The organism is Cetobacterium sp. (genome assembly GCF_048470075.1).
Classification (GTDB): Bacteria; Fusobacteriota; Fusobacteriia; order Fusobacteriales; family Fusobacteriaceae; genus Cetobacterium_A.
Window position 1 is genome coordinate 1 of the sequence record NZ_DBGBQB010000038.1, and the last position, 5,791, is coordinate 5,791.

Annotated in this window: 4 protein-coding genes; 1 reads left to right on the plus strand and 3 read right to left on the minus strand. The window is 32.6% G+C overall.

Annotated features, from left to right (window positions below):
- On the plus strand, positions 1-1,584 hold a 1,584-nt coding region (locus ACMOUI_RS01225; RefSeq protein WP_418963926.1), incomplete at its 5' end, for an ABC transporter ATP-binding protein.
- A 31-nt stretch (positions 1,585-1,615) separates the two neighbouring features.
- Here the strand turns inward: ACMOUI_RS01225 and ACMOUI_RS01230 are convergent.
- The 3 genes from ACMOUI_RS01230 to ACMOUI_RS01240 are packed head-to-tail and all read right to left on the minus strand — an operon-like array spanning position 1,616 to position 5,753.
- Positions 1,616-3,046 carry a cation:dicarboxylate symporter family transporter gene (locus tag ACMOUI_RS01230; RefSeq protein ID WP_418963927.1) on the minus strand — a complete coding sequence of 477 codons (1,431 nt, stop codon included), beginning with the start codon at positions 3,044-3,046 and terminating at the stop codon, positions 1,616-1,618.
- Between the two features lie 49 nt (positions 3,047-3,095).
- Positions 3,096-4,439: a CoA-disulfide reductase gene (locus ACMOUI_RS01235; protein WP_418963928.1), complete on the minus strand. Its 1,344-nt coding sequence runs from the start codon at positions 4,437-4,439 to the stop codon at positions 3,096-3,098.
- 27 nt (positions 4,440-4,466) lie between these two features.
- Positions 4,467-5,753 carry a serine dehydratase subunit alpha family protein gene (locus tag ACMOUI_RS01240; protein WP_418963929.1) on the minus strand — a complete coding sequence of 429 codons (1,287 nt, stop codon included), beginning with the start codon at positions 5,751-5,753 and terminating at the stop codon, positions 4,467-4,469.
- Between the last annotated feature and the right edge of the window lie 38 nt (positions 5,754-5,791).

The following is a 5,791-nucleotide window of genomic DNA, read 5'->3' on the forward strand; positions in this document are numbered from 1 at the left end:
AACTTAATTGATGATGCCCTTCCATCTAAAAATATAAATCTACTATTAAAATTCTCCATTGTTTTAATAGTTCTTTATATTTTACGTTTAGCATTTGCAGTTAACTCTCAAGCTAATGGAAAACTGATGGGAAGTAAAATAAAACAAAGTATGAGAAATGATCTAATAAAAAAACTTTTAAATCAACCGAGTGAGTTTTTTAAAAAAAACCAAAGTGGAGATTTAATCTCCAGAGTTATCAATGATTTAGATAGTGTTTCCACTCTTTGTCACAGAGGATTGGAGGATTTTATTTTTTCAGTTATAACAATACTGGCCTCTATTTTTATAATGATTGATTTTGATTTAAAACTTTCTTTGATCACTCTTTTTCCCCTACCTTTAACATTGATATTTGTCTATAGAGAGAATAAAAAGATGAAAGCTGGTCATAGAAGTGTTAGAAAGAACTCTGGATTGCTTTCAGCTAATCTCCACGATATTCTAAGGACTATATCATTTTTAAAGGACAACTATTTAGAGAACTATGCTCAAAAAAGATTTTTTGAGAAAAATGACATACTTTTAGAGAGTGAGAAGAAAAATATGATTCCATCCAGTCTAATAGTTTCAGGTGTGACTTTTTATTCCAATATAACTCAACTTATAATTATTCTTGCCGGTGGTTACCTATATATAAAAGATGGGGTTACAATGGGAATTATTCTATCTTTTCTACTTTTAGTTGATCGTTTTAGACTTAGAATTATGAGAATGGTTGGTTTAGTTGATATCTATCAAAAAGGGATATCAGGTGTTAATAGATTCACAGAGATAATCAATCTCAGTGATAGAGTAGATGGTGATATACCACTAACAGAACCTATTACTTCTATTGAATTTAAAAATATAGGTTTTTCTTACGATGAAAAATCTATATTACAAAATTTTAATTTAAAGATAGAGAAAGGGGAAAAGATAGCTTTAGTAGGTGAGAGTGGAATTGGTAAAAGTACCACTGCCTCTCTTTTAAAAAGAGCATTACTTCCTACAAGTGGAGAGATTTTAATCAATAATATTCCCCTGAATAGAATAACTTTTAAAACATATCTTGAAAAGTTGGGAATCGTAGATCAAAGTGACTATATTATAAATGGAAGTTTAATTGATAATATCACCCTTGTTAAAGAGTACTGTACAGATGAGGAACTAAGTTTTGCTATTGAGAAATCATATGTCTATGAGATTTTTGATAAGTTTCCAGAAGAGGAGAATACCATAATCGGTGAGGGGGGAGTTCATGTAAGTTCTGGACAAAGACAGAAGATAGCTATGGCTAGACTATTCTTAAAAAATCCTGACTTAATTCTTTTAGATGAAGCAACTAATGCCCTAGATATTATCAATGAAAAATCTATTTTAAAAAATATTAAAGAGGAGTATGGTGATAGAATCGTTATTGCAATAACTCATAGACTTAGTATTCTTGAAGACTTTGATAAAATCTATGTCCTAGGAGAGGATAATATTGTTGAATCTGGTTCATTTAAAGAACTTTTGAAATTAGAAGGTAAATTTTATAGATTATACCATGGAATTAGATAAAAAAGGTCACCTTAAAGGTGACCTTTACTATTTATTCAATATCAGAAGAGTTAGCTTCATTTCCTGCTTCCATATCTTGATAAACTTCATGGTTTAAGTTTCCTAAACTCTTATCAACCATCAATGCATTTGTAACTGATCCAATTACGTTTAACATTGTTCTTGGCATATCGATAATAGGATCGATAGCTAGAATTGGGTTAATCAGAGGGAACATAGCTGCTAATCCAGTTCCTGATAGAGCAACTGAAGCTGCCATTGTCGCTGTTCCTGGAATTCCTGCAATTCCTAATGAACTGATTGCCACAACTATTATAGACATAACTATTAAAGTTGCGTCAACTGGATGTCCACTCATATTAGTAACAAAAACTATTGTTAATGCTGGGAATATCCCCGCACAACCTTGCATTCCTGCTGTTGTACCAAAACTTGCAACAAAACTTGCAGTTGACTCACTAACACCTAATTTATCAGTTAGAGTTGAGATAGTTACTGGTAAACATCCAACACTTGATCTAGATGTAAATGCTAAAATCATTAAAGAGATACTCTTTTTAACATAAGTAAATGGATTTAATCCAAAGAATGATACTGCTATCATTTGAACTATAAACATAACTGCTGTTGCTAAGTATAAAACTGCTATGAATTTTCCTACCTCTGCTATTGCTCCGATACCTTTTTGTGCAATTGTATTTGCTAATAGTGGTACTACTGCTAAAGGCATCCATCTAATGATACTCATTGCCATCGATACAATAATCTTTTGACAAGCATTTATTAAATCAAAGAATGGCTTCACAGTATCCATATACTTCTTTGACATTCTCTTTGCTGCCACTCCAACAACCGCTGAGAATATTACTAATCCAACGATATTTAACTTAACCATTGCCTCAACTGGGTTTGAAGGAATAAGAGCCTTTAATGTATCAACGATATTGCTAACCTCTCTAATTTTTCTTCCACCCTCTGCTGCTACAGCTTGTGCTGCATCTGTTGAAACCTTTCCAACCTCAAATAGATTTCCTAAAAGTAATCCAATAGCTACAGAGATTGCAACCATCACTAAAGTGATAATTAAACTCTTCTTTACTAAATCTCCTAAGTTAGCATCCTCTTTCATATTGATAATAACATGTATAATAGACACCATAACTAGAGGAATAACTAACATTCTAATTAAAGAGATAAATCCTCCACCAAGTAAGCTATACCATAGTGTTGTCTCTCTTACAAATGTTAAATTCATTGGATTCTCTGGGAATCCAGCTACAAATTGAATTGCTAATCCTAAAATTAAACCAACAACTGTTGCAACCATAACTTTTGCTGAAAAGTTAAATTTTTTCTTTGGTAACATATTTATTAGAAATAAAATTACTAATAATGCCACTAAGAAACCAACAGTTTTCAAATCACTAATCATTAAAAATTGTTCAAAAAATACATTGTTCATTGTTTGTTTTTCTCCCGTTTCTATATTTTAATTTTTATTGAAGCCCATCTTACTTTGCTACATTTCCAGCTACGTTCATTACATCCCACGTTCTAGCAAATGGTGGAGCATAACAAAAATCCATCATACCGATCTCATCCACTGTTAATTTTGCATAAATCGCTGTAGCTAAAGAATCCACTCTTAAAACTGCACCTTTTTTACCTGCAATCTGTCCTCCTAAAAGAACTCTTGTATCTGCATCATAGATTAATTTTACAAAGATATCCTCTCTACCTGGATAGTAGTTTGTTTGGTTCTTATCTTTTATAAATACAGTCTTATAGTTTATTCCCATTTTTATTGCTTCAGCTTCTGTTATTCCAGTTCTTCCAGCTTCCACATCCATAACTTTCACCGCTGCTGACCCTAAAGTTCCTTGGAACTCAGTTTCTACTCCAGCTAGGTTTTCACCAACTATTCTACCTATTTTATTAGCTGTTGTTGCAAGAGGTATATATACATTCTCTTTTCTAACCAGATGAGGAACTGTAGCACAATCTCCTGCAGAGTAGATAGAATCAATAGATGTTCTTCCATGGTTATCTATAACTAGAGCCCCATTTCCTAGCATCTCAATCCCTGTTTCTTTTAAGAAAGCCGTATTTGGTCTCACTCCTGTTGATACAACAACTATATCAGCTGGGTACTCCCCTTTATTAGTCTTCACTCCTACAACTTTTCCATTTTCCTCTACAATCTCTTGAACAATCTCTTCAAGGTGTAGTTCAACACCCTCATGAGCTCTAATCTCCTCTTCCATAACATCAGTTATCTCTTTATCAAAACTCTCTAAAAGAACTCTATCTCCAAGTTGGATTATTCTAACACTTCTTTTTCCAAGATGTTTAGCTGCTTCAGCTACTTCAAGACCTATATATCCTGCTCCAACTATAACGATATCCTGATTTTCATCCTTTAACATCTCCTCTTTTAAAACTATACCATCAGTATAATCCTTTAGAGTGTATACTCCTTTAGTTGTTAAATTTTTTATAGGTGGCATTATTGCATGTGCTCCTGTAGCTACCATTAATTTGTCGTAGTTATCTTTAAAAATCTCTCCTGTTACTAGATTTTTAACTGTTACCTCTTTTTTCTCAACATCGATACCAATAACTTCGTGTTTTATTTTTATGTTCATTCCAGCTTCTATGAACTTCTCTACAGGTCTTGCTATCATGTTATTTGGACTTTCAAAAAAGTTTCCAACATAGTAAGGTAATCCACAAGCTCCCCATGAAACAACTTCAGTTTTTTCATAGATCACTAACTCCGCTTCTTTGTTAAGTCTACTTGCTTTTGCTGCAGCTGACATTCCAGCAGCAACTCCACCGATAATTATTATTCTCATTTTTCCTCCTAAAACCATATATTAAAACTAGTTATTTAACATTATATCTAAAACAACCTCATCTGTTTTTCTTAATCCTTCATGTGCTAAAACTTTAACATTAGCTAAAGTTGCCTCAACATCTTTACCAACAATTCCTTCTCCATACTCAAAATTTCTTCTCTTTTTAGATAGGAAGTATGAATCAAAAGCCATTCCTATTGAACTTGCTATTTTTGTCGCACAAGAACTCTTAGCTCCATCACATAACATTCCTGATAGTGTTGCTAATGTTGTTTCTATTGCAGCATCTATTCTATCTAAAGGCATTCCATCTAAAAATGCTAACGCTCCTGCTACTCCTCCACCTGCACAAACAACTCCACAGTATGCTGATAATCTTCCAACATTTGATTTGATGTGAATTGTTGTTAAGTGTGAGAAAAACAGTCCTCTAAGCAGCTGCTCATGGCTTAATCCCTTCTCTTCACAATATTTTATAACTGGTAATGAAGCTGTCATTCCTTGGTTTCCACTTCCACTAGTTGTCATCACTGGCATAGAACATCCATTCATTCTAGCGTCACTTCCTGCACTTGCAAAACTTACAATTTTATTTTTTAAATCTTTTCCATAGATACCCTCTTGCATACCTTCGTGTAGACTTTTACCCATTCCAATTCCATAGTCATTTTTTAATCCCTCATTTGCTATTGCTGAGTTATAAGCTATAACTTTTTCAAAAATCGGAGCAATCAATGATAAATCTATAGTTTTAGCTAAATCATGGATCAATTCAACAGTTAAGAAACTCTTATCCGTCATTGTATCCCCAGTTACAATCTCATCACATGAAGATCCTTTTATAATCTCACCATTTTTTTCAATTTTAACAATATTTGTATGATAATCTTTAATCTCAATTGTAACAACATCATTACCTAAAGTTCCTGTTGCTCTCATATGAAGCTTAACATCTCCCTCTATTTTTGTAGCTACAACTTTTTTGTTATCTAAATACTCTTTAACCTCATTTAATCTTGATTTATCAATATCAGATATCACCATTAACTCTTTTTTAGAATCTCCTAAAATTGTTCCAAGAGCTACTGCTGCTTCTATTCCTACCATTCCCTCTGAGTTTGGTATTTTTACACTTTTAACATTTTTTATTAAATTTCCTGATAGAGCTATATCAATTTTTTCAGGTACTCCACCTAAAATTGACGTTAATTTACTACCTATATATGCTAAAGCAATTGGCTCTGTACACCCTTCTGCTGGAACTATCTCTTCATTTAAAATATTTAAAATTTTATCCATCATCATTTTCAAACTCCTCCTTAAATACCTAATTATTTTTAATATACAAG

Coding starts and splice junctions, on each gene's coding strand:
- ACMOUI_RS01235 (WP_418963928.1), bottom strand. CDS start 4,439: ATGAGAATAATAATTATCGGTGGAGTTGCTGCTGGAATGTCAGCTGCA.
- ACMOUI_RS01230 (WP_418963927.1), bottom strand. CDS start 3,046: ATGAACAATGTATTTTTTGAACAATTTTTAATGATTAGTGATTTGAAA.